Origin of the sequence: Mesorhizobium sp. M7A.F.Ca.MR.176.00.0.0, assembly GCF_004023165.1 — a bacterium.
GTDB lineage: Bacteria > Pseudomonadota > Alphaproteobacteria > Rhizobiales > Rhizobiaceae > Mesorhizobium.
Genome location: NZ_RZTC01000080.1, coordinates 1 through 24,813, shown reverse-complemented (window position 1 = coordinate 24,813; position 24,813 = coordinate 1). Strand labels below are relative to the sequence as shown.

Below are 24,813 nucleotides of genomic sequence, written 5' to 3'. Positions count from 1 at the left end.
CCGTGCGCCGGAAAACGGCGTGCGATGCCTTATGTATTCAGCGGCTGGAACCGGCCGGGTGGCGACGCCGCCAGTTCGGTCCAGTCGATCTCTTCCTCCAGGCGATGATAGGCTTCGTCGCCAATCGTCCCGTTGCGGCGCAATTCCTCCAGCGCGTCGCGCTGGCTCTTGATCGCATAAAGACGCAAGCGGTCATATTCGGTCGCCGCCTGGGCATCGTCGGGATTTTTGGCGATCTTGCGTTGAGCGGCATATTGCTCGCGCACCGCGGCCGCCGCGTCCGATGTCTTGCCGCTCAATATGTCGAGGGCGGCCTGCATGACCACAACACGCGCCTGCGCAACCTCGCGGTCGACGGTTTCGTCAGGGTCGAGGTTCAGCAGGCGCAGCAGCGGCTTCAAGCTCATGCCTTGCAGCACCAGCGTGCCGAGCACGACCGTGAAAGCAGCGAGCACGATCGGGTCGCGGGCCGGGAATTCAGCCGGCAGGGCGAATGCCGCCGCAAGCGTCACCAAACCTCGCATCCCGCACCAGCCGATCAGCACGCCGCCACGAAACGACGGAGCGTCACGCTGACGATCAGCCACGCCGAAACGGCCAAACCACCTGATGATCGCTCCGCACCCCAGCACCCAGATGAGGCGTGAGACGATGACGATGGCAAGCACTGTCCCGGCCAGGACGAACGCATCGGTCTGCCCCTGCCCGGCAAGCCTGCCGACGATCGTACGCGCCTGCAGGCCCATCAGCACGAAAGCCAGAACATTGAGCACGAAGACCGCCGTCTCCCAGACCGAATAGGAGCTGATGCGGTTTCTGGCCGGCATGCGGCGCGGTGCGGTGCGGGCGATCGTCATGGCATAGACGACTATGGTGATGATGGCCGATAGTCCGATCCTGTCAGCCAGGATCCAGACCCCGAATGTGCCGGCAAATTGCACCACAGTGCCGCTCGCCGGGTCCTCGATCCGGCCCAGCGTCATCAGAGACACCCGGCCAAGCAGGTAGCCGGCGGCAAGGCTGCCGAGCGTGGACAGCAGGATCATCGGAACGGCGCTGCTCAGCAGAATGGAACCTGCTGCCGCCGAAATCGCCATCCGGTAGATCAGCAAGGCGGTGGCGTCGTTGAGCAGGCTCTCGCCTTGCAGAATGGCAGTGATGCGGTGCGGCACCTTGAACTGGCCAAGCACGGCCGATGCCGCAACCGCATCGGGCGGCGCCACGATGGCGCCAAGCGCTATGGCCGCGGCGATCGGCAGGCCTGCCATCGCCCAGCCGGCAAGTGCGACCGTCGCTGTCGTGAACAGGACGGCACCAAGCGCCAGCAGCACAAGCGGCACCCTGTAGCGGTTGAGATCGCGCAGCGAGGTATCATAGGCGGCATCGAGCAGCACCGGCGCGATGAACAGGGCTAGCGCCAGTTCCGGATCGATCTCTATGGTCGGCACGCCAGGCACGAAGGCGATGGCCACCCCGGCCAGCGCCAGCAAAGAGGGATAGGGAACCTGTACGCGCCGCGACAGCGCCGTCAGCGCAACGGCGATCAACAGCAGAACGAGTGTCAGTTCGAAAAGCGCCATGGCCTGTTATAGCCGGGATGCGAGACGCTGGCAGTGGCAAAGCGGCTGGAAACTGTTGATTGGCCAGCAAGCTCGAGCCGATGGGAATATGCCTCGAATTGCCTTCCACCGATGCCCTGCCAAATCGACAAATGCGCCGACCGCACGGACATCGAAATCACCGATAGAGGGCTCGCTTAAACACGGACTTCCCTGCATTGCAGCCCATTGCCACGCGGACGGAAGCATCTCCCGTCTTCGCAGACCGGGATGCAGCCATTCATTTTGAGCAAGCGCATCAGCCTAGTGCAGCACCAGCATGTCGCTCGACGAGAACGAGATCTCGGCCTTTTCACCGACTGCGGGTGGCGGGGTTGCCGGGCTGTTGAAGGTGTCGAGCGAGACCGTGTTGCCACCGATGCCGACGCGAACCCGGATGACCGAGCCGAGAAAATGCACTTCGGAGATTTCTCCCGAAAGGCTGGAGTCACGGCCGGGCTGACGGCCCAGCGAAATCGCTTCCGGACGCAGCGCCAGCGACAGCGTGTCACCTGATTTGGAGCCGTTGAGCTTGCCCTTGAGCGAAACCTGTTCGGAATTGACCCGCACCGTGCCTGCAGCCGCATCGGTGACGGTGCCTTCCAGCACGTTCAGCGTGCCGACGAAATTGGCGACGAACTTGGTCGCCGGACGGTTGTAGATCTCGAACGGCGTGCCGACCTGCTCGGCTTTGCCGCCATACATGACGGCGATGCGGTCGGAGATCGACAGCGCCTCTTCCTGGTCGTGCGTGACAAAGATAGTGGTGATGCCGAGCTTCTTCTGGATCGAGCGGATTTCCTCGCGCAGCGACACGCGCACCTTGGCGTCGAGCGCCGACAGCGGCTCGTCGAGCAGCAGCAGCTTCGGCTTCGGCGCGATAGCGCGGGCCAATGCGATACGCTGCTGCTGGCCGCCCGAGAGCTGGTAGGGATAGCGATCCGCCATCTGCGGCAGCTTGATGATGCCGAGCATTTCGGCGACACGAGCATCGATGTCCGCCCTGGGCATGCCGGCGACCTTCAGGCCAAAGCCGATATTCTGCGCCACGGTCAGGTTCGGAAACAGCGCATAGGCCTGGAACACCATGCCGACATTGCGCTGGTTGGGTTTCAACCTCGTAATGTCCTTGCCGCCGACGACGATCGTGCCCGCGCTCGGCTCCTCGAAGCCCGCCACCATGCGCAGCACGGTGGTCTTGCCGCAGCCGGACGGGCCGAGGAAGGAGACGAATTCGCCGCGCTCGACGTCAAGATTGAAGTCCTCGACCACCGTTGTGGCGCCGAAGGATTTTCGAACGTGCTGGATGGAGAGGAATGGGTCGGCCATGGCGTGGTTCTCTCGATCAATTTGGGCGGTTCGCCGATTTCGGCGCGAAGCGGGACAGTATCTGGATCAGCGACATGCAGCCCCAGGTGATGGCGAAGGCGATGATGGCAAGTGCCGCCGGCTCATAGGCGCGGTTGGCGCCGATATTCTGCAGATAGGGGCCGAAGGCCGGCCGGTTGAGCAGGCTGGCCATGGTGAATTCGCCGATGACGATGGCGAAGGTGAGGAAGGCGCCCGAGAGCACCGCGATCAGCACGTTGGGCAGGATGACACGGGTGATGATCGTCCCCCAACCAGCACCAAGGATCTGTGCCGCCTCCGTCAGTGTGCGCACGTCGATGGTGCGAAGCCCGGTGTCGACGGCGCGATACATGTACGGCAGCGCCAGTGTTGCATAGCCGATGACCAGCAAGGCATTGGTGCCTGTATCGGTCGCCAGGAACGGCAGCGGCGAATTCGACCCGTACATTCTGATGTAGCCGAAGACGATGACGATGGCCGGAATGACCAGCGGCAGCAGGGTAATGAATTCGACGATCGGCCGCAATTGCGGCAGCCGAAGCCGAATCCAATAAGCGGCGGGCACCACGATCAGCACGCCGAGAATGATGGTGAAAACGGCGGCCAGTACCGAATAGCCGAAGGTGGCCTGGAAGCGGGCATCGCCCAACACGACCTTGTAGGCGTCGAAGGAGTACTCCCCGCGCCGCATGCGCATCGAGAACTCCACGGTCGCGATCAGCGGGATGAAAAAGTAGGCCGCGCCAAGAGCAAAGACGAGCCAGGCCCAGAACTTTCCCGACTTCATTTCAGCCACCTCTCGGAACGGGTCCGGAACCAGATGTAGAACACATTGGCAAGACCTGTGATGACGATCATGCCGAAGGCGATGGCATAACCGAGATGGGCATTGTGCAGCACATCTCCACGGATCTGTGCATAGAGCAAAATCGGCACGATGTTGAGCGACGAGCCGGTCAGCGCATAGGCGGTGGCGATGGCGCCGAAGGCGTTGGCGAACAACAGGATCACGGTGCCGAGGAAACTCGGCCAGATCACCGGAATGACCACCATGCGCCAGTACTGGGACATGGTCGCGCCCAGCGTCGCGGCAGCCTCGCCCCATTCCTTCTTCAGCCCGTCGATGGCCGGCACGATGATCACCACCATCAGCGGTATCTGGAAATAGACATAGGTCAGTGTCAGGCCCCAGAATGACAGGATGTTGAAGCCGTGCGCGTAGATGTTAAGGCCGAACACGGTGTTCAGGATCACCGTCGCAAGGCCGAGGCGGCCGAGCGTGGCGAGGAAGGCAAAGGCCAGCGGCACGCCGGCAAAATTGGAGGCCACGCCGGAAAAGGTCAGTGTCGCCGAACGTATCCAGTCCGGCAGGCCACCGCGCACGATGGCGATGGCAATCGCCAGGCCCGCAAATGCGCCAATCAGCGATGACGCAAGACTGATCTTGATCGAAATCCAGTAGGCGGCAACGATGGACGGTTGCGCCAGCGCTGCGATGTTCTCGAGCGTGAATTCGCCGGCATCGTTCTGGAATGCACCCAGCATCAGATAGAGCGTGGGCAGGATGAGGAACATGATGGCGAAGATGAAGAAAGGCGCGACACCAAGCCATTGTGTCGGCAGCCGCATGCTGCGTGCTTCGGCGGGAGGCGCAGTCTTCCCGGTAACAGCGTGGTCGGACAATGAGATATCGGTCATGCGCCGGCTACCGTCTTCGAGAGAAGGACCGGGCGGCCGCGAAGCCGCCCGGCATGGTGTGAGTTACTTCACGTTGGCGCCGACGACGGCATCCCAGTTCTTGGTGATGGCTTCCTTGGACTTGCCCTGCTCCTCGAGTGTCGGGAACACGGCGGACGCATAGGCTTCGGCCGGCGGCAGCTTGGCCAGGATGTCAGCCGGGATCTTGCCGTTCTTGGCGAGATCGTTGAAGCGGATCGGGTGGCAATAGCCTTTCAGCCAGCCGATCTGGCCTTCGTCCGAGTAGAGGTATTCGAGCCAGAGCTTGGCTGCATTCGGATGCGGCGCGTAGGCGCTGATCGCCTGCACGTAGACACCGGCGACAACACCGGTCTTCGGCACGACGACGTCGACGGGCGGATTGCCCTTCAGCGTGTCGCGGCCTGCGAGCGCGTTGTAGTCCCAGGTGACGAGGATCGGGGTCTGGCCCTGGGCGAGCGTCGCGGCCTTTCCGATGACCGGCACGAAATTGCCGGCGGCATTGAGCTTCTTGAAGAAGTCGAGGCCAGCGGTACCGGCAGCTTCACCAGCGGCGGCGCCTGACGACAGGCCGGCGGCATAAACCGCCTGGATCGCCTGGTTCGAGGCACGCGGATCACCGGCAAGGGCCACCGAGTTGGCGAATTCCGGCTTCAGCAGGTCGGCCCAGTCGGCCGGAGCTTCCTTGACGAGATCCTTGTTCACCTGGAAGGAAAGCACGCCGTAATAGTCGCCGGTCCAGAAACCTTCGGCATCCTTGGCGCTGTCGGGGATCGAGTCCCAGGTCGACACCTTGTAGGGCTGGATCAGGCCATCAGCCTTGGCGGTCGGGCCGAAGGACAGGCCGACGTCGATGACGTCGGGCGCCTGCGGGCCCTTGTTGTCCTTGTTGGCCTTGATCGCCTCGATCTCGTCGCCGGAACCGGCATCGGGATTGAGTTCGTTGACGGTGATTTCCGGATACTTCGCCTTGAAGCCTGCAATGACGTCGCCGTAGCCGCACCAGTCATGCGGCAACGCGATGGTGGTGAGCTGGCCTTCCGCCTTGGCGGCCTTGACGAGATCGTCCAGCGAATCCGCGGACGAAATCACCGTCGACGCGAAAAGCGCCGCGGCCGAAAGGGAAAGCACTTTCCCCGTGAATTTGAACATGTGTTCTCTCCGTTGAACTGACGCCGTTGGACGCCTGCGATGCGGTATCGTTTTCATGTGACAGCCAGATGAAAGCTTTGTGAAAGCGGCTGCTCGCAGTGCGAAAAAGTAAACTCTTTTTAACCTGATGTAGCAATCGCTCCGCGATTCTTTTTCCGGCTAATTAGTTTTTGCCTTGCCCGTCATCCTCCCCCTTGTTTTCATAGCCCCTTTTCAGATCACTTTGCGGCGCGGAAAACGCCTCAGATCGTGCCGGCGATGGCGTTTTCGAGCAAGGTCAGCGCCGCCTTCTTGGTCAGCTTGACCGGGTTGCCGCCGGCAGTCGGATCGACCACCGCCATATCGGCGATCAGCGTCTTACGCTTCTTGTCCATGTCGAGCCCCTTGATAAGGCCGGGCAGTGCATGCGGCACCTTCAGTTCCTTGCGAAGCTTGATGATGGCTTTGGCGAAGCCGTCAAAGCCGCCCTTGATGCCGCAATAGGCGGCGAGCCGGCCGATACGCTCCTCGATGGAGTCCCGGTTGAAGGCCAGAACATAGGGCATGAACACCGCGTTGGTCATGCCGTGATGGGTGTCGTAGAGCGCGCCGACCGGGTGCGACAGCGAATGGATGGCGCCGAGCCCTTTCTGGAAGGCGGTGGCGCCCATGGCGGCGGCGCTCATCATATGGGCGCGCGCAACGAGATCCCCGCCGTTGGCATAGGCCTTCGGCAGGTTCTCGAAGACCAACCTCACACCTTCGACGGCGATGCCGTCGGCCATCGGATGGTAGCCGGGCGCGCAATAGGCTTCGAGGCAATGGGCCAGCGCATCCATGCCGGTACCGGCGGTGATGAAGCCCGGCATGCCGACCGAAAGCTCCGGATCGGCAATGACGATAGCCGGCAACAATTTGGGATGGAAGATGACTTTCTTGGTGTGCGTAGCCTCATTGGTGATGACGCCGGCGCGGCCAACCTCCGATCCGGTCCCGGCGGTGGTCGGCACGGCGATGATCGGCGCGATGGCATCCGAATTGGCGCGCGTCCACCAGTCGTCGACATCCTCGAAATCCCACACCGGCCGCGTCTGCCCGGCCTGGAAGGCGATCAGCTTGCCGAGATCGAGCGCCGAGCCGCCGCCGAAGGCGATGACGCCGTCATGCTTGCCCTTCTTGAACACGGCGATGCCGGCGGTCAGGTTGGATTCGACCGGGTTCGGCCTGACCTCGGAGAAAACGCCGTAAGGGACCTTCGCATCGTCGAGGATCTCTAGGGTCGAGGCGACGACCGGCAGTTTCGCCAGTCCAGGATCGGTGACGAACAACGGCCGCTTGATGCCGGTGGCCGCCAGCACCTCAGGCAATTCCTTGATGCGGCCGGCGCCGAAGCGGACGGTGGTGGGGTAGTTCCATTTGGAGATCAGCTTGGACATTTTTGTCTTTCAATAAATCAGATGGCTTCGCGCAGATGGAATGATTTCGGCCTGGTGAGATTGTCATAGCCGATGGCCGACAAGCCCGCGCCCTTGCCGGTGTCCTTGACGCCGGTCCAGACCAGTGCCGGATCGAGGTAGTCGCAGCGGTTCATGAACACCGTGCCGGTCTCGACCCGATTGCCGATCGCGACGGCATGCTCGGTATCGCGGGTCCAGATCGAAGCCGTCAGCCCGTAAGGACTGTCGTTCATCAGCGCGATCGCCTCTTCGTCGTTACGCACCTTCATGATGCCGACGACCGGGCCAAAGCTCTCTTCGCGCATGACGCTCATCTGATGATCGACTTCTGTCAGCACTTCCGGTGCCAGATAAGGCGAACCGGCCTTGTCGTTAGCCACCTTCATATTGATGTGCGCCTTGGCACCCTTGCGCAGCGCCTCGGCCTTCTGTTCACGGATCAGGTCGGCGAAGCGCGCCTGCGCCATCGGTCCCATCGTCGTCGCCTGGTCGAGCGGGTTGCCGACGACATAGTTCTTGGTCTCGGCGATGAAGCCTTCAACGAATTCGTCATAGACCTTTTCGTGCACATAGACGCGCTCGATGCCGCAGCAGCACTGGCCGGAATTGTAGAAGGCGCCGTCGACCAGATTGGCGACGGCATGATCCATCTTGGCATCCGGCAGGACATAGGCCGGATCCTTGCCGCCGAGTTCGAGGCCGAGCGTCATGAAGGTGCCGGCCGCAGCCTTTTCGATGGCGCGGCCGCCACCGACCGAACCGGTGAAATTGACATGGTCGATCTTGCCGGAGCCGAGCAGTTTTTCGGTCTGCGCATGGTTCAGCACGACATTCTGGAACACGCCCTTGGGCAGACCCACTCCGTCGAAAGCCTGTTGGAAGCGCTCGCCGACCAGCAGCGTCTGCGCCGCATGCTTGAGGATCACGGTGTTGCCGGCCATCAGCGCCGGCACGATGGTGTTGACGGCGGTGAGGTAAGGATAATTCCACGGCGCGATCACCATGACGACGCCAAGCGGGTCCTTCTTCACATAGCGGCGAAAGCCATCCTTCGGGTTGGAAGCCGGCACCGACCTGAGCGCCTGCTCGGCGATCTCGACCATGTAGGTGGTGCGTTCCCTGACCCCGCCGAACTCGCCGCCGTAGCGTACGGGCCGCCCCATCTGCCAGGCGATCTCCGGCACGATCTCGTCTGATATCGCGACCAGCGCTTCCAGCATGGCGAGCATGTACTTGCCGCGCTCGACGATTGGCGTCAGCCCCCACTTCTCCTGAGCCGCCTTGGCACGCTCGACCGCGGCATTGATCGCCTGGTCGGTCGCGATCGGTCGCTCGGCATAGATCGAACCGTCGATGGGGGATATGAGTTTGACCGTCTCGGTCATTTTGTAAGTCCTCGTATTCTACAACAAAATCGTATGGCCTGGCGCTGTCCCTCATCTGCCTGCCGGCACCCTCTCCCCCACGGGGAGAGGGTAAAAGTGAAGGGGCGCCGACGAACCGTCGATACCTAGTACCGCTCGAACCCTCTGTGCAGTTCCCAATCCGTGATGCGGCGGTCGTATTCGAGCTGCTCCCACTTTGCGGTGTGGACATAGTGTTCGAGCACATCCTCGCCGAGCGCCTGCTTGAGCATCTTCGACTTCGCAAGCGTCTCGGTGGCATCGCGCAGCGTCTTCGGAATCTCCGGCAGGCGCGATGCCTGATAGGCATCGCCGACGAACGGCTTCTGCAATTCCAGCTTCTCGTCGATGCCGGCAAGACCGGCAGCGATCAGCGCTGCGAACGCAAGATACGGGTTCAGATCGGCGCCGCCGATGCGGCATTCCATGCGGATGCCCTTGGTGCCCTCGCCGCACAGGCGGAAGCCGGCGGTACGGTTGTCCTCGCTCCACATGATCTTGGTCGGCGCGAAGGTGCCGGCCTGGAAGCGCTTGTAGGAGTTGATGTAGGGCGCCAGGAACCAGGTGAATTCCTTGGCGTATTTGAGCTGGCCGGCGGCCCATTGCTGGCCAAGCGTCGACAGCGTCCAGTCGGCGGTTTTGTCGAAGAACAGCGGAGTCTTGCCGTCGGCGCTCCACAGCGAATTGTGGATGTGGCTGGAATTGCCGGCGAGCCCGTAATTGTATTTGGACATGAACGAAATCGCCTTGCCCTCGGACTCCGCGATTTCCTTGGCGCCGTTCTTGAGGATGACGTGACGGTCGGCCATGTCGAGCGCCTCGGCGTAGCGCACATTGATCTCTTCCTGACCCGGACCCCACTCGCCCTTGGAATTCTCGATCGGAATGCCGGCCGCTTCCATCTCGTTGCGAAGCCGGCGCATGACGCCTTCTTCCTTGGTGGTGATGCCGATCTGGTAGTCGCCGATATAGGGCGATGCGGTATCGAGACCTTGCCAGTGCTTCTTGCGGGCGGAATCGTATGTCTCGTTGAACAGATAGAATTCAAGCTCGGAAGCAAAATAGCCTATATAGCCGCGCTCCGTCAGCCGCTTGACCTGCTTCTTCAAGATGGCGCGCGGCGAATGTGGCAGGTCATCATGGGTGTGGTGGTCGAGCACGTCGCAGATCACGAGTGCGGTCTTTTCCAGCCAGGGAATGCGCCGCAGCGTGGCGAGATCCGGCTTCATGACGAAGTCGCCATAGCCCTTCGACCAGCTCGCCGCCTTGTAGCCGGGCACCGGCTCCATATCGATGTCTGCGGCCAGCAGATAATTACAGCCATGCGTTTCGTCATGCGCGGAATCGACGAAGTACTGCGCCAGGAAGCGTTTTCCCGCTAGCCGTCCCTGCATGTCGACGATGCAGGCCAGCACGGTGTCGATCTCACCGCTGGAGACCGCTTTCTTCAACTGATCGAACGAGAAATTTCCGGCCATTCCTTTGGCACTCCAGCGCTTGTCGATTGAAAGGGAAAACGCAGCCATGGCCGGCGCGAGGCCGGCCATGGCCACAAAGGGCGATATCAGGCGCCAGCTTCGCCGATAGCCACCTCGGCTGCCTTGATCGCGGCCTGGCGCTTGGCAATCTGGTCACCGATCGGCGGACCCTGGAAGCGACGGTTCTCGAAACCGAACCAAAGCAGGGCGGTCAGCACGATGAAGCCTATGGTGATGTAAAGCACCTTGTCGTTCGGCGGCTGGATGGCGATGTAGAAGATGATTACCATGCCGACGATCGATAGCGCGCAGAACAGCTTGAACAGCCCAGCGCCGAGATTCCACGGGCCTGGAGTCGGCCATTTCGCCGTTCCGAAAGCCAGCATGCCGAGCACGATCGGGATGATGAACGACAGGAACAGGAACACCAGCGTCGAATTGACGACGATGGTGTAGATGTTGGTGCCGCCGATCGAAATGAACTGGGCAAGGAACACATACAGGATCTCGAGGATCGCGGCCGTCCAGATCGCATTGACCGGCGTGCGCCAGGTCGGGTTGACCTTGGCGAGCGAAGCCGAACCGATCGGCATGCCGCCGTCGCGAGAGAAGGCAAACAGCATGCGCGAGGCCGACGTCACTGTGGCGAGGCCGCAGAGGAATTGCGAGATCAGGATCGCCAGATAAAGCAGTTCCTTCAGCCACACCGGCAGGATCGCGTCCATGGTCGAGAAGAACACGCTCCAGCCCTGCTTGGCGCCGGCCGCCAGGTCTGGGATGGCCAGAACGATCGCACACAGCATCACCCAGCCGATCAGCGACGACCAGAGCACGGACGAAACGATCGCGCGCGGAACCGAGTGTGCCGCCTTGAGGGTCTCTTCGGAGGTATGTGCCGACGCGTCATAGCCGGTGATGGTGTACACCGGCAGCAGCAGGCAGAGCAGGAACAGGTAGCTCATGGAGTCGGTTTGCGGAAAAACACCGCCGCCCGCATCGCCTGAATAGTTGGTGAACGTCCACAGCCGGCTGATGTCGATTGCCGGTGCGAACACCAGGCAGGCCACGATCAGCACTGCTGTTGCGCCCAGAATAAGAAAGCCCGAAGCATCGGTGAGCATTGCCGTCAGTTTGATGCCGAAATGGTTGAACAGCGCCTGCAGCACGGTGATGAAGGCGACGAACCCGACGATTTCGCCCGGCGTGCCAGTGATGCCAAACCAGCTGCCGAACGTTCCGACAAAGAAGAACGCAGTGCCGATATTGATCGCGCCGAGCACGGTGATCAGGCCGAACAGGTTGAGCCAGGCGGTGAGCCAGCCGGTGAAACGGTTGCCGAGGATCGACGCCCAATGATAAAGGCCACCGGCGGTCGGGAATGCCGAGGCGATCTGCGCCATGGCGAGCGCAAAAAATCCGGAAACGGCGCAGCCGACGATCCAGCCGATGCCGGCGCCCGCGCCGCCGATCGACGACGTCGCCTGCGCGAATGAATTGATGCCACCCGACAGGATGCAGATGATCGAAAATGAGATGGCGAAATTCGAGAAGCGGCTCATGCTTCGCGACAGTTCCTGGGCATAACCCATTCCGTGGAGGACCTTCAGATCCTCCTTCTTGTCGACATCCGAATAGTCTTGCGCTGACATTTTTGTCCCCTTTTTAAGTTCTTAGCTGGCCGATTGAACTGACTTTCCCATTGCACGTTGTCGGGAGCCCCTGGCCTCCTCGGGCTCCAGATCCAGAAAAATGCCCGTGAGCAGATCCGCCCATTTCCGCTGCCCGGTCTCGCCGGCGATTTCGTCGTTGCGGATTTCGATCATCGCGCAGAGCAAGCCGCGCGAGCGCGCATGCCGTTCCAGCGTGAAATAGACACGGTCGGCCGGCGAATAGGGCTCGTTGACGCCGACGGTGACGCCGGCAAGCCGCTTCAGCGCTGATATCAGCGGTGCCGCCAGCCGGCGATCCTCGTCATGGATGATGCCTATATGCCAGGGCCGGTTGCGTCCCTTGTAGACCGGCGTGAAGGAATGCACCGAAACCAGGCGGGTCGCCTGTCCACGCGCCAGCCGGTCATCGACAATCTGCTCGATGGTGGCATGAAACGGCTGCCACGACAGGGCGACACGGGCCGCACGCTCACTTTCCGACAGGCCGGCATTGCCCGGTATGGCTGTAGTCTCGCTGACCGGCGGTACCAGGTCGGGCGCGTCGAGCGGCCGGTTGCAGTCGACAACGAGACGCGAAATACGGGTTTCGACCAGCGTCGCGTCGAGCGCCTCGGCCATGCGCAGCGCTACCGGCAGCGCGCCTGGATCCCAGGCGATGTGGCGGGAGAGGTCCTCGGCGGCAAGGCCGAGCGTGCCGAATTCGGCGGGCAGGAAGTTCGAGGCGTGATCGCAGGTCAGCACGAAAGGGCTCGATCCGCCGGGGTTCGTCACCCTCACGGTATCAGACGATGCAAGGCTGGCGGGCCGTGCTTTCTCCATAGTCTGCCGTCCCCGGGGAGCGCTGTATCGTATGTTACGTATTTTGCCTCATTGCGTCCCTGTGGATGATTTCATACAGTTTGTCCGGCTTTGTCAAATGCGATTTCGGAAAAGACCGTCGACCGAGCCAGGGTGGGGAAAACATGATTTCCAGCATTGCCGAACTGATCGCCGACCGTATCGGCGCGATGCCGGCCAGCGAACGGCGCGCGGCCCAGACGCTGATCGCCAACTATCCGATGATCGGCCTGAAGACGGTCGCCGAATTTTCGGCCGCGGCCGGCGTCTCCTCGCCGACGATCTTGCGTTTCGTCGCCCGGCTCGGCTTCCAGAATTATCCGGAATTCCAGTCGAGCCTGCAGGACGAGCTGGCCGCGCAACTGCAATCGCCGGCAACAAGGACGCTCAACCCGCCCTCGCCCGGCGGCGGCACGGTGTCGCCGATGCTGGAAGCGACGCTCGACAATATGCGCGAGACGTTCAGACACCTCTCCGACAGGCAGCTTGCCGACATCGCCGCCCGGCTCGCCGACCGGCGCGGCAAGACCTTCCTGATCGGCGGTCGCTTCACCGATCCGCTGGCGCGCTACATGGCCGCCCACCTCGCCGTCATCCAGCCGGATGTCTTTCACCTCGCCGGGCAGGAGAGCATGTGGCGCGACCGGCTGATCGACATGGGCAAGCGCGACGTGCTGGTGATCTTCGACATCAGGCGCTACCAGGACAGCCTCGTCCGCTTCGCCGAGAAGGCGCATCAGCGTGGCGTCCAGATCGTGCTGTTCACCGACCAGTGGCTGTCGCCGATCGCCCGCTTTGCTCGTCATGTTATCGCCGGACGAACCGCGGTGCCGTCGGCATGGGACTCTTCGGCTGCCCTTTTCGTTGTCGCCGAAACGCTGATCGGCGCCGTCACCAGGCAACTGGAAGCAGAAGGCGCCAAACGCATTCGCGAGATGGAAAGTCTGCGTTAGTGCCTGTGCGACGATCCAAAGCGTTACGCATATTTTCTCAAAGGTTACATATATTTAATGTGCGCAGCCCCCGGAGAATTGTCATAAAGACGCGATATCGAGGCGGCTTCTTTGCCTTACAATAGCCTCGCTGCGTCTGCTTCATTTCGGGAAACCGGTAGACGGAAGGATTGTTTTACCAACCGGAGTGCCGATGGCCGCCTGGAAACAGATACTTTTTGCACTCTTGGTGCTGGTGGTGGCGGCAGCCGCCTGGCTGCGCTTTTATCCCGGCGCGCCGGACGTGCTGGCACGCTGGGGCATCGACTGGGCCTCCGCGGCAACGCCCCCGTCTGAGACCGGCACCGCCAACGCGAAGCAGGCAAACGGCCGTAATGGCGGCAACCAGCGGGTGAACGTGGTCGCCCTTGCGGCCACTTCGGCTGTTATCAACGATCGCCTGCAGGCAATCGGCACCGGCCGTGCCAACGCCTCGGTGACCGTCAATCCCTACAGCTCCGGCCGCCTCGCCGAACTGCTGGTCGCATCCGGCAGCCATGTCGATAAGGGACAGATCCTCGCCACCCTGGATTCCGAGACCGAAGTGATCTCTCAGGACCGCGCCAAGCTCGCCTTGCAGGATGCGCAGGCCAAACTCGACCGCGTCAGGTCGCTTCGTGCCTCCAATGCCGCGACACCAGTCGCAGTGGCCGATGCCGAAGTGGTCTTGGCCGGCGCCAAGCTGGCGCTTCAGGATGCGGAACTGGCGCTGCAGCGCCGGTCGATACTGGCACCGATCGCTGGCACTGTCGGCATCCTGCCGATCTCGGCCGGCAATTATGTCACCAACCAGTCGGCCATTGCCACGCTCGACGACCGGTCCTCGATCCTGGTCGATTTCCTGGTGCCCGAGCGCTTCGCTGCCGCCGTCAAGGTCGGCGCACAATTGACGGCGACGCCGATCGCCAATCCCAGCAACGCTTATAGCGGCACCGTTTCGGCCATCGACAACCACATCGATGAAAAGAGCCGCACCCTGCTGGTCAAGGCCAAGATCGCCAACCCTGCGGATTCGTTGCGCGCCGGCATGTCGTTCGGCATCACCATGAAATTTCCGGGGCAAATCTATCCGGCCGTCAGCCCGCTGGCGATCCTGTGGGGGTCGGACGGCGCCTATGTCTGGCAGATCGAGGATGGCAAGGCCAGGCGGGTCCCGGTGCGCATCATACAGCGCAACACCGAGACCGTGCTGATCGACGCCGAGATCGACAATGGCGACATGGTGGTCACAGAGGGCACCCAGAGCGTCAGCGAGGGCGGCGCGGTCCGCCTTGCCGGCGAAGAGCAGCGCGCCGCGGACGCCGCCGCAGGCACATGACCAACCCCGCCAACACTGCCAGCGAGACCGGCTTCACCGCCCTGTTCATCCGCAGGCCGGTGATGGCCTTCGTGCTGAACACACTGATTGCGGTCGCCGGCCTGGCCGCCTTCTACGGCGTCGAGATCCGCGAACTGCCTGATGTCGATCGCGCGGTCGTCACCGTTTCCACCACCTTCGAGGGCGCGGCGGCCGAGACCGTCGATCGCGAGTTGACCGACACCATCGAGGGCGCCGTCGCCCGCGTCTCCGGCGTCAAGTCGATCTCGTCGTCTTCCTCATTCGGCTCAAGCCGCGTCACCATCGAGTTCAACGATGGCGTCGATCTGAATGTCGCCGCCTCGGACGTGCGTGATGCCGTCGGCCGCGTCGCCAACCAGATGCCGGACACCGCCGATCCGCCGCGCATCGTCAAGGCCGACGCCAATTCCGACCCGGTGATGCGGCTGGCGGTGACCTCGGGCAACATGTCGATCCAGGACATGACCGTGGTGGTCCAGGACCAGATCGAGGACGAGTTGGCCGCCGTGCCCGGCGTTGCCGACGTCCAGGTCTATGGCGACCGCGACAAGATCTTCCGCATCGACGTCGATCAGAACAAGCTGGCCAGCCTCGGCTTCACGGTTGCCGACCTCAGGGCCGCCCTTGCCTCGGTCGCCTTCGATTCCCCTGCCGGTTCGATCACCACGACCAACCAGGACCTGATCGTCCGCACGACTGCCGACGTCACCACGCCGGGAGAGTTCGAAAACATCATCGTCGGAGGCACGACGCGCATCCGCGACGTCGCCACCGTCACGCTCGGCCCCGATGTCGGCCAGACCACATTGCGCTCGGATGGCAAGACGGGCATCGGCATCGGCATCATCCGCCAGGCGGAATCGAACACGTTGGACATCTCGACCGGCGTCCAGTCCGCCGTCGCCAAGTTGCAGGAAAACCTACCCAAGGGCATGTCGATCAAGATCACCAGCGACGACGCGGTCTTCGTCAAGGGCGCGGTGCACGAGGTCGAGATCGCGCTCGGCCTGTCCGTCACAATGGTGCTGATCGTCATCTATGTGTTTCTCCTCGACTGGCGCGCGACGCTGATCCCCGGCCTGGCGATGCCGGTCGCCATGATCGGCACCATCGCCGCCATCTATCTGGCCGGCTTCTCGGTCAACATCCTGACCCTGCTCGCGCTGGTGCTGGCGACCGGCCTGGTCGTCGACGACGCCATCGTCGTGCTCGAAAACATCGTGCGACGACGCAACGAAGGCATGGGACCGCGTGCGGCCGCTGTGCTTGGCGCGCAGGAAGTGTTCTTTGCCGTTATTGCCACCACCTTGACGCTGGTCGCCGTCTTCGTGCCGATTTCGTTCCTGCCCGGCCAGACTGGCGGCTTGTTCCGCGAATTCGGCTTCGTGCTTGCCATGTCGGTGCTCTTGTCCTGCGTGGTCGCGTTGACGCTGTGCCCGATGCTCGCCTCGCGCATGCTGACCGGCGCATCGCTCCACCACGAAGGTGGCCATGGCATCGGCGCCCGCATCGGCGGCGCGCTCAATACGGCCTACAAGCGCAGCCTGCATGCGTGCCTCGACGCGCCATGGATCGTGCTTCTAGTCGCGGTGCTGTTTGCCGGCACAGCCTTTACTCTGTTCGGCACCATCCGCCAGGAACTGACGCCGACCGAGGACCGCGCTGCCGTGCTTCTGCGCATCAGCGCCCCGCAAGGCGTCAGCCTCGACTACACAACGCAGCAGATGCAGAAGATCGAGAGACTGATCCAGCCGATGCGCGATTCCGGCGAGATCCGCAGCACTTTCGAGAACGCCGGCCAGAACGGCTCCTACAACTCCGGCTTCATGGTGATGACGCTGGCGCCGTGGAACGAGCGCAGCCGCAGCCAGCAGGAGATCATGGCCGAGATCAGCCAGCTGACCAGGCAGGTGCCGAGCGTGCGCATCTTCCCGGTGCAGCCCAACAGCCTGGGTATCCGTGGCGCCGGCAACGGCCTGCAGTTCGCGCTGGTCGGCAACGACCGCAAGGCGCTCGGCGATGCCGCCGTGAAGATCATCGCCGAGATGCAGAAGGACCCGCGCTTCCAGACACCGCGCCTGTCCATCGACCCGACGCAGCCGCAGCTCGCCGTCGCCATCGATCGCGAGCGCGCCTCCGACCTCGGCATCGACATATCAGGACTGGCCAACACCTTGCAGGCCATGCTCGACGGCAACGATGTCGTCGACGTCTACATCGCCGACCGCAGCTACGGCGTGAAGCTGGTCTCGACCACCAATCCGATCAACGATCCGACGGATCTGGAAAACATCTTCCTGAAAACAGCCGACGGACGTTTCGTGCCGATGTCGACCATCGCCACGCTGACCGAACGCGCCGTGCCGCCGTCGCTGTCGCGCGAACAGCAGCAGCCCTCTGTGGCGATCACGTCCAACCTCAGCGGCGACTTCGCGCTTGGCGATGCGCTCACCCGCGCCGAGCAAATCGCCACGCCGCTGCTGCCGCCAGGCAGCCGCATCCTGCCGCTGGCCGAGGCGGCGACGCTGGGCGAGACCAACAGCGCCATGGTCACCATTTTCGGCTTCGCGCTGGTCATCATCCTTTTGGTGCTGGCCGCCCAGTTCGAAAGTTTTGTCAGCGCCGTCATCATCATGGCGACGGTGCCGCTCGGGCTGGCCTGTGCGATTTTCGCGCTTCTCCTCTCGGGCACCAGTCTCAACGCCTACAGCCAGATCGGCCTGGTGCTTTTGGTCGGCGTCATGGCCAAGAACGGCATCCTGATCGTCGAATTCGCCAACCAGTTGCGCGACCGCGGGCTTGGCGTGCGCGAGGCGATCGAACAGGCCTCGATCATCCGCGTGCGACCGGTGATGATGACGATGATCTGCACCGTGCTCGGCGGCCTGCCGCTGGTGCTGGCGAGCGGCGCCGGTGCCGAGGCGCGCGTCGCGCTCGGCTGGGTCATCGTCGGCGGCCTGGGGCTGGCCACGGTCTCGACGCTGTTCCTGACGCCGGTCGCCTATCTCCTGCTTGGCCGCTTCGTCACGCCGAAGACCCACGAGGAAGCCCGACTGAAGCGCGAGTTGGAGGAAGCCGCCTACACCAATGTGGAGCCGGCTGAATAGAAATCCCAGGAAAAGTGTGTAGCGGTTTTTCGTCCGGAATTTCGTAAGAAAAATAATTCCGCCTATCTCAGGAACCGGCCTTCGATCGACCAGCGCGCGGCGAGGAAATTCAGCACCGCCGCCACCACGACGCCGCCGATTTTCGCCGGCCACACCCCGATGATGCCGGCGAACAGCGCGATCGAGAGGCTGGAGACACCGAGCGAAATCAGCGCTCCAAGCGTGGCGAAACGAAGGAACGCGTCATGCAGCCGGATGGCTCGATTGCGCTCAAACGACCACAAGCCGTTCGCCGCGAAGGAAAAGGTGACGGCGACGAACCAGGCAGCGATGTTGGCCGGCACCGGCGGAACCCCGAGCTTGAGCAGCAGGAAAAAGCTGGCAAGGTCGATGGCCGTGTTCGCCAGTCCGACAATGGCGAAGCGGACGATCTTGCTGCCGGCCGAACGCTGGGGCCGATCGGCGTCGCTCATCTCTTGCCGTCCAAGATCTCGACGCCGGCGCGGGCCAGGCTGGCTCCGAACGCGTCCGATGCCAAGGCCGCGAATTCGACCTCGCGCACACCTTGCATCATGTCGCGCGCGCGCAGCGTCTCGTCGACATGGCCGGGATGACACATGAACAGCCCTCGCTCCGGCAACCCTTCGACGGCGGCCCGCAGAACCGCAGCGAACTTTTCGGGTTGCCGCCAGTCATAGATGCCGGCGAGCGGCTGGAAAACGGTGAAGCCCGCGCGCTGCATCGAGCGGTTGAACCCGGCGGCGAGCGCGGCAATCGCAGCGACTTTCGCTCCCGCGGCCAGCGCCGGGGCGCCGCGCAGGGCCGGCCTGTCGGCGCCTTCTGGAAACCGTGCGCACAGCCATGTGCGCACGACAGGAAGGAAATGCACATGCTGATGCCCGTCGACGAAATCGGGGCGGCGGCCAAGCGCCTCGACGAAGCGGCTGTACTGGGCGTCAAGCTCGGCATGGACATGGCGGGCGCCGATGCGGCCGCGCAGAACAGGCAAGGCCAGTGCGCGGAGCGGTGGCAGCCGGCCTTCCGGCGCCAGGGCCGACCGGCCGGTGACGGCCAACTGGTCGGTCAAGGTGAGGTGCAGCCCAACCGCAGCCCGGCCGCACAGCGGTTTTATGCGCTCTGCCTCCTTTGCCCACTCGGGAAAGCCGGTCATGCAGCTGGTGCCGGTCAGGCGCCCCCGATCGAGAAGATCGAGAATCCCGGCGGAAACGCCAGGCGCAAGGCCGTAATCGTCGGCGATCAGGCGAATGCGCCGCGTCATCTGTTCGAAGAGCCCGGCTCCGGCCGGTCGGCGGGGGCATCGCTGCGCACGACATCGCGCACGAGATAGACCGGCCGATCCTTGCTCTCGCTGAGCGTTACCCAGACATATTCGCCGATCAGGCCAAGCAGGGTCAGGTTGAGGCCGCCGAGCAGAACGACGGCAACCAGCAGGCTGGGGTAGCCCGGAACGGCAATGCCGTAGAAGATCACCTCGAAGAACACCTTTGCACCATAGAGCGCGCCGGCCAACGCCGCGAGCAGCCCGCTAAGACTGATCAGGCGCAGCGGAATGACGGAGAACGAGGTGAACCCTTCGAGCGAGAAGGCGATCAGGTTGAGCCGGCTCCATTTCGATGTGCCACTGGCGCGGCCTTCCGGCGAATAGGGCAATGCTTTCTGGCGAAAGCCCGCCCAGGCAAACAGGCCCTTGTTGAAGCGACGCTTGTCACGCAGGCTGGTCAGTGCGCGCGCCACGGCGCCGCGCATGACGCGAAAGTCGCCGGCATTTTCAGGAATGTCGAAACGCTGGCTGCTGTTGATCAGGCTGTAGAAAAGCCGTGCAAGCTGGCTGCGCCGCCAACTCGCCTCGCGGCGGTCGTTCTGGGCATAGACGACGTCGATGTCGGGGTGGTTCACCAGCTCGGCGATCAGCTTCAGGCTGATGTCCAGGGAATGCTGGAGGTCGGCGTCCATGATCAGCACCATGTCGCCGCGCGACTGGTCGAGGCCGGCGAGCACAGCGACTTCCTTGCCGAAATTGCGGCTGAGGCGGACGATCTCCCACGATCCCGTCAGCGCCTGCGAAAATCGTCCGGCGCCATCGTCACGGCTGCCGTCATCGACCAGGATCTTGTGCACGGTCATGCCGAAGCGCTGTGCCACGGCCGCTTCGAGCTCGCCGAGCAGGCGCGCGAAGGCCGATGCCGAAGCCGCCTCGTTGAAGAATGGCGCAACGATATCGAGGCTCTGTCGCAACTCAGCCATTCGCGACTCCCGCATTCACCACCTTTTCCCGTGCCTTGGCCCAGAACCACCAGATCAGCAAACCGGCGATGAAAGTGATGGCGACCGGCCGGAACCAGGGGAAGAGGAAATCGTGCACATGGCGCTCGACGCCGCTCAGGCCGGTCACGAACAGCGTCATCGACAGCACCGAGGCGAGGACGCCGCCTCGTTCTTCGCGCCACAACAGGGCGATGGCAAGACCGGCTGGTACCGCGATCATGGCAAAGGTGTTGGGCTCGACGCGCGGGTTGAAGACGCACATGTAGAAGGTGGCCGTCAGGAAGATCGCCAGCGCTGCCTTTCCCCCTTCGAGCCTGCGGTCGAACCAGATGACGGCTGAAAGCGTAAGGAGGGCCATGACCATGCGCACGATCGTTGCGCCGAATTCCGGTATCGGCAGCCCTACCGTGGTGAACGGTGCCGTGAAATCGGTGGACACGAAATGGCTGGTATTGTCGACGGCCATGGAGGTCAACATCTGGGCGAAGACACGATACTGATCGTTGAGATAGCCGGCGGGAGCAAAAGCGTAAGGCAGTGCGAGCACGAACAGCACCGCCAGCACCAGCACCGGTATCAACCGAAGCCGAAGGGCTCCTACCAACAACAGCATTATGATCGCGGTCGGCTTGGCGATGATGGCAAGCGAAGCCCAGAAGAACGTCTCCGCCCGTCGCCCTTCCAGCGCCGACAATGTGAGAAGCCAGCAAGCGCCGGTCAAAAGGATCGTCGCCTGGCCGTTGCGGATCGCGCCGAGCGCCATCGGCAAAGCGAGGAAGAGGCCGAAAGAAAGCAGCCACATCAACTCGCCACCACCGAGCTTGCGCACCTGCCGCATCGCGGCAAAGGTCAGCACCGCAAACCCGAGGGAGTGCCACACCACGCCGCCCAGATGCGGACCGAGCTTGACTATCGGAGTGTAGAGCGCGGCGAAGGCCGGCGCGTAGAGATACCCCATCTCGGATTGGGTGTCGTAGAGCGGCAGACCGGCCAGAAGCGCCTCGCTGCCATCTATATAGGCCTTCCACACCGTCCGCGTGTACGGCGACCTCAGGACCATGGCAAGAACGACCAGGAACGCTCCGATCCACAGGCCAAACCCCAAACGGTCGAAAACCGGCTTGGAAATCGTCATCAAGGCACCCCACACAATCCCGGAACAAGCTCAGTCCAGCCTGTCCCGGCATTCGATGGCGGCGGCATATCACGGACGCAGCGGCATGGCATAGGGGGCTTGATGGACGCGGATATCGGCCTGACGGTCCCGAGGCGGCGGATAACCGGCAATCTCTGACGCAAAGCACTCCGAGGCCCCCTCGCGTCCAAGCTTCTCGAATCTTTCGAATTGGCCTAAGGCCGGATGAACACCTTGCCGTTCGGCTTAGCCAGTTCCGCTGGCACCCGCGCCATCGCCTCGGCAAGCGGCACCACCGCCGTCACGTCGGTCGACCAGCGCCCATTGGAAAAACGCTTCTGCGCTTCCAGGATCGCCGGGCCGCGGCGATCGCGGAACTGGCGCATCCACTCGCTCAGCCAAAAACCTTCGATATGCTTATGCTGGAAGATCAGTTGGCCGGGCTCGCGGATAACAGTGGCTTCGGGATCGAGCTTCCCGTAGATGATCCAGCGCGACCGCTTCGGCATAATGTCGAAGATGGCGGAAGCCAGCGGCCCGGTCACCGCGTCGAGAAAGATGCGCGGCTGCTCGGCCTCCACCACCTCGCGTAGCGCCGCCTTGAAATCCGGCGCCTTTTCGTTGAGGACGTGCGCCGCGCCGAGCGCTTTCAGCGCCGCGATCTGGTCGTCGCGGCGCACGGTGACGATCGGCCGGAAGCCCTCTCCGTTGCCAGGCCAATGATCAGCTTGCAGAGCTGGCTGGCGCCGGCGGTCATCATAAAGGCCTTTCCGCCTTCCTCCTTGACGACGTCGAACATGGCGAGCGCGGTGAGCGGGTTGACGATCATCGCCGCGCCATCCTCGTCGCGAACGGTGTCGAGCAGCGGGATGCAAACATCGGCCTCGGCTACGGCATAGTCGGCCCAAGAGCCCCAATTGGTGACGCCCGTGGCAAAAGCGACACGCTTGCCGATCAGGCCTTTGGGATAGGGTTCGTCCCCGCTGGCGACGACAATGCCGACGCCCTCGAAGCCCGCCGGCTGTCCCTTGGCGCGCGGCTGGCCGTACTGGCCCTTGACGAAGGCGACATCGGACGGATTGATCGAGGCGAGACTGACCTTGATCAGCACCTGCGTCGGTCCGGGTGTCGGCACCGCGATGTTGCCCGGCTCGAGATAGGGCTCCATCGCCTCCAGCACGCTGCCGCTCGGCGTCCTGGTGTAGCCGTCGCCGACCGGCAGCAGCGCCTTCATTTCGGAGGGGACGGCCATTGGAACACTCCGTGCTTGGGCTGTCGGCATCGCCGGATGACGATGCCGGCGCTCAGACCTTTTCCTGCGTGTATTTCTTCAGCTCGGTGCGCGCCACCTGACGGCGATGCACGGCGTCCGGCCCGTCGGCAAGGCGCAAGGTCCGCAGATGCGTCCACGACCGCGCCAGCGGCGTGTCCTGGCTGATGCCTTGCGCGCCGAACATCTGCACCGCTTCGTCGGTGACCTTGAGCGCGACGCGGGGTGCCACCACCTTGATCTGGCTGATCCAGGGGGCCGCGGCGCGGGCGTCGCCCTGGTCGATCATCCACGCCGCCTTGAGGCAGAGCAGCCGGGCCATTTCGATCTCCATGCGGCATTCGGCGATGATGTCGAAATTGGCGCCGAGCTTTGCCAGCTTCTGGCCGAAGGCCTCGCGGCGCAAGGAACGCTGGCACAGCATCTCGAGCGCCATCTCGGCCTGTCCGATGGCGCGCATGCAGTGATGGATGCGGCCGGGGCCGAGCCGCCCTTGCGCGATCTCGAACCCCCTGCCTTCGCCGAGGATCAGGTTCGATGCCGGTACCCGCACATTGTCGAAGCGAAGATGCATGTGGCCGTGCGGCGCGTCGTCATCGCCATAAACCTGCATGGCCCGCACCTTGGTCACGCCTTTTGTGTCCGATGGCACCAGGATCATCGAATGACGGCGGTGCTGCGGCTCGTCATCGCCGCCGGTCCTGACCATGACGATGTAGATGGCGCAGCGCGGATCGCCTGCGCCCGAAGCCCACCATTTCTCGCCGTTGAGCACATAGTCGTCGCCCTGACGTTCGCAGCGCATGGCAATGTTGGTGGCATCGGACGAAGCGACATCCGGCTCGGTCATCAGATAGGCCGAGCGGATCTTGCCGTCGAGCAGTGGCTCGAGCCATGCTTTCTTGAGGTCGGCCGAGCCGTACCGCTCCAGCACCTCCATGTTGCCGGTGTCGGGCGCCGAGCAGTTGAAGGTCTCCGCACCAAGATGCGCCTTTCCCATTTCCTCGGCCAGATAGGCGTATTCGACGGTGGAGAGGCCGTAGCCGCGTTCCGAACCGGTCAGCCAGAAATTCCACAGGCCGCGCTCTCGTGCGGTCTTTTTCAGCCCTTCGAGGATCTCGCTCTGGCGCGCACTGTAGACCCAGCGGTTGCCTGTCTTGCCCACTTCGCTGAGGAATTCATGGTCGAGCGGCATGATCTCGTCGCGCACCATGGCCGCGACGCGCGCGTGGATCGGCTTCAGCCGCTCGGTCATGCCGAGATTCATCTCCGTCATCGGTCGCTAACCCTTCATGCATGCCAGGCATTTTGTCAGTGGCAAGGATGACCGTACTTCGGATAGCCTTGTCAACGCGAACTGTTTGCCCGCATGCCGAGCGCGGAGGATTGTGATGAGCTATCTGGACGAGCTGTTTTCGGTGGCCGGCAAGACCGCGCTGGTGACGGGTGCCGCGACCGGCATCGGGCGCATGGCGGCGACCGCGCTGGTGCAGGCCGGCGCCAACGTGATGATCGCGTCGCGCAAGGGCGATGACTGCATCAAAGTCGCCGAAGAACTGAACGAGCTTGGCGCATCCGGCCGGGCCGAAGGCTTCGCCGGCGATGTCTCCAGCGAAACCGGCATTGCCGCACTCGTCGCCGAGGTCAAAGCACGGACCGGGAAACTGCATATTCTGGTCAACAACGCCGGCGTCTCCTGGGGCGCGCCGCTGGAAAGCTTCCCCTATTCGGCATGGGCCAAGGTGTTTGGCGTCAACGTCACCGCGGTCTTCCATCTGACCCGCGAATTGCTGCCGCTGCTTGATGCCGCCGCCAGCGACGCCGATCCGGCCAGGGTGATCAATCTCGGTTCGGTGATGGGCACGCAGCCGCTGGCCGACGACGCCTATTCCTACACGGCGTCCAAGGCAGCCGTGCATCATCTGACCCGCACCCTTGCGCTCGAGTTCGCCGGCCGCCGCATCACCGTCAATGCCTTCGCTCCCGGCCCCTTCCAGAGCCGGATGACGGCATTCGCCACCAGTACGGATGAGCAGGCCAGGCA

General features: G+C 63.1%; 19 protein-coding genes and 1 pseudogene. 4 read left to right on the top strand and 16 right to left on the bottom strand.

From position 1 onward, the window contains the following. Positions 1-29 precede the first annotated feature (29 nt). The 10 genes from EOB59_RS23730 to EOB59_RS23685 all read right to left on the bottom strand — a co-directional run bounded on the left by EOB59_RS23730 (position 30) and on the right by EOB59_RS23685 (position 12,622). Positions 30-1,580 (bottom strand): sodium:proton antiporter, encoded by a 1,551-nt coding sequence (locus EOB59_RS23730; RefSeq protein WP_127809373.1) that lies wholly within the window; start codon positions 1,578-1,580, stop codon positions 30-32. Between the two features lie 282 nt (positions 1,581-1,862). Continuing rightward, complete coding sequence (locus EOB59_RS23725) at positions 1,863-2,927, bottom strand: ABC transporter ATP-binding protein (protein ID WP_023810097.1); 1,065 nt, start codon at positions 2,925-2,927, stop codon at positions 1,863-1,865. A gap of 16 nt (positions 2,928-2,943) precedes the next feature. Then, positions 2,944-3,735 (bottom strand): ABC transporter permease, encoded by a 792-nt coding sequence (locus EOB59_RS23720; RefSeq protein ID WP_027037623.1) that lies wholly within the window; start codon positions 3,733-3,735, stop codon positions 2,944-2,946. Further along, positions 3,732-4,646 (bottom strand): ABC transporter permease subunit, encoded by a 915-nt coding sequence (locus EOB59_RS23715; protein ID WP_023810098.1) that lies wholly within the window; start codon positions 4,644-4,646, stop codon positions 3,732-3,734. Before EOB59_RS23715 ends, EOB59_RS23720 begins: the two co-directional genes overlap by 4 nt. 63 nt (positions 4,647-4,709) lie before the next feature. Next, on the bottom strand, positions 4,710-5,816 hold the full coding sequence (locus EOB59_RS23710) for an ABC transporter substrate-binding protein (RefSeq protein WP_127809372.1): 1,107 nt from the start codon (positions 5,814-5,816) through the stop codon (positions 4,710-4,712). A 242-nt stretch (positions 5,817-6,058) separates the two neighbouring features. Continuing rightward, entirely contained in the window at positions 6,059-7,231 is a 1,173-nt protein-coding gene (locus EOB59_RS23705) for an iron-containing alcohol dehydrogenase (protein WP_128289371.1), read from the bottom strand. A gap of 17 nt (positions 7,232-7,248) precedes the next feature. Then, positions 7,249-8,637, bottom strand: coding sequence for an aldehyde dehydrogenase family protein (locus tag EOB59_RS23700; RefSeq protein ID WP_128289370.1), 1,389 nt, complete (start codon positions 8,635-8,637; stop codon positions 7,249-7,251). Between the two features lie 125 nt (positions 8,638-8,762). Next, positions 8,763-10,133: a glutamine synthetase family protein gene (locus tag EOB59_RS23695; RefSeq protein WP_128289369.1), complete on the bottom strand. Its 1,371-nt coding sequence runs from the start codon at positions 10,131-10,133 to the stop codon at positions 8,763-8,765. 86 nt (positions 10,134-10,219) lie between these two features. After that, on the bottom strand, positions 10,220-11,782 hold the full coding sequence (locus EOB59_RS23690; protein WP_127809367.1) for an amino acid permease: 1,563 nt from the start codon (positions 11,780-11,782) through the stop codon (positions 10,220-10,222). 21 nt (positions 11,783-11,803) lie between these two features. Next, positions 11,804-12,622 (bottom strand): N-formylglutamate amidohydrolase, encoded by an 819-nt coding sequence (locus EOB59_RS23685; RefSeq protein WP_127809366.1) that lies wholly within the window; start codon positions 12,620-12,622, stop codon positions 11,804-11,806. 143 nt (positions 12,623-12,765) lie between these two features. On the opposite strand from EOB59_RS23685, the gene EOB59_RS23680 reads away from it, so the two are divergent. From EOB59_RS23680 to EOB59_RS23670, 3 genes are all read left to right on the top strand, one after another. Beyond that, positions 12,766-13,593, top strand: a complete 828-nt coding sequence (locus EOB59_RS23680; RefSeq protein ID WP_127398961.1) for a MurR/RpiR family transcriptional regulator — start codon at positions 12,766-12,768, stop codon at positions 13,591-13,593. Positions 13,594-13,786: 193 nt separating this feature from the next. Next, positions 13,787-14,950: an efflux RND transporter periplasmic adaptor subunit gene (locus tag EOB59_RS23675; RefSeq protein ID WP_128289368.1), complete on the top strand. Its 1,164-nt coding sequence runs from the start codon at positions 13,787-13,789 to the stop codon at positions 14,948-14,950. Further along, positions 14,947-18,078 (top strand): efflux RND transporter permease subunit, encoded by a 3,132-nt coding sequence (locus tag EOB59_RS23670; RefSeq protein WP_128289367.1) that lies wholly within the window; start codon positions 14,947-14,949, stop codon positions 18,076-18,078. Before EOB59_RS23675 ends, EOB59_RS23670 begins: the two co-directional genes overlap by 4 nt. A gap of 62 nt (positions 18,079-18,140) precedes the next feature. On the opposite strand, the gene EOB59_RS23665 is transcribed toward EOB59_RS23670, so the two are convergent. The 6 genes and pseudogenes from EOB59_RS23665 to EOB59_RS23640 all read right to left on the bottom strand — a co-directional run bounded on the left by EOB59_RS23665 (position 18,141) and on the right by EOB59_RS23640 (position 24,045). Continuing rightward, entirely contained in the window at positions 18,141-18,551 is a 411-nt protein-coding gene (locus EOB59_RS23665) for a GtrA family protein (protein ID WP_127269060.1), read from the bottom strand. After that, a complete protein-coding gene (locus EOB59_RS23660) occupies positions 18,548-19,357 on the bottom strand; it encodes a ChbG/HpnK family deacetylase (protein ID WP_127809362.1) in 810 nt (269 codons plus the stop codon). Before EOB59_RS23660 ends, EOB59_RS23665 begins: the two co-directional genes overlap by 4 nt. Beyond that, on the bottom strand, positions 19,354-20,343 hold the full coding sequence (locus tag EOB59_RS23655; protein WP_127329411.1) for a glycosyltransferase family 2 protein: 990 nt from the start codon (positions 20,341-20,343) through the stop codon (positions 19,354-19,356). The genes EOB59_RS23660 and EOB59_RS23655 overlap by 4 nt, the downstream gene beginning before the upstream one ends. Further along, on the bottom strand, positions 20,336-21,499 hold the full coding sequence (locus tag EOB59_RS23650; protein WP_127809361.1) for a glycosyltransferase 87 family protein: 1,164 nt from the start codon (positions 21,497-21,499) through the stop codon (positions 20,336-20,338). Before EOB59_RS23650 ends, EOB59_RS23655 begins: the two co-directional genes overlap by 8 nt. Positions 21,500-21,714: 215 nt before the next feature. Then, positions 21,715-22,751: pseudogene (locus EOB59_RS37335) on the bottom strand (zinc-binding dehydrogenase). A gap of 52 nt (positions 22,752-22,803) precedes the next feature. Continuing rightward, the gene (locus EOB59_RS23640; protein ID WP_128289366.1) at positions 22,804-24,045 is read right to left on the bottom strand and encodes an acyl-CoA dehydrogenase family protein; all 1,242 of its coding nucleotides are present in this window, start codon (positions 24,043-24,045) and stop codon (positions 22,804-22,806) included. Positions 24,046-24,160: 115 nt separating this feature from the next. Between EOB59_RS23640 and EOB59_RS23635 the strand changes: the two genes are divergently transcribed. Then, a partial coding sequence (locus tag EOB59_RS23635; protein WP_128289365.1) for an SDR family NAD(P)-dependent oxidoreductase occupies positions 24,161-24,813 on the top strand: 653 nt, incomplete at its 3' end.